The organism is Dellaglioa sp. CoH-57-MRSF-20 (assembly GCF_056781955.1).
The window spans coordinates 1-357 of sequence record NZ_JBXAXV010000176.1; the positions used below are offsets into that span (position 1 = coordinate 1).

General features: G+C 57.4%; 1 protein-coding gene. It reads right to left on the bottom strand.

Features of this window, described 5'->3' with window-relative positions; genetic code table 11:
• Positions 1–126 precede the first annotated feature (126 nt).
• Positions 127–357: hypothetical protein (locus tag AC1RPN_RS08665; RefSeq protein WP_481763787.1), on the bottom strand; the 231-nt coding region annotated here is incomplete at its 5' end.

The window sequence follows — 357 nt, forward strand, 5'->3', positions numbered from 1 at the left end:
GCCGGGTCGGCGTCGGGTCCGCAGGCTGCGCGAATCGTGTTGGTGATTCTGGTATGAACGGCGGGAACGCTGCGCGCCCCGGATTTAGTTCGTCACTCATTTTTGGACTCCTGTATGTAATACGCGTTATTTACTAGGCTGTTTCGCAGCCTTCCACGCGGCTCTGGCGCGCTCGCGCTGCTCTATCAGCGCGGACGTATCTTTACCAGCCTGCTCAGCGCGACGCACAGCCACATCAAGCCGATTAAATTCTCGAAATTCTGGACCCGAACGCACAGCAGCACGTTGAACTTTCTTCGCTTGCTTATACGCTGCACTCTTGTAACGGCTGCTTTCGCGTGCGGCCACCGAAGCTGC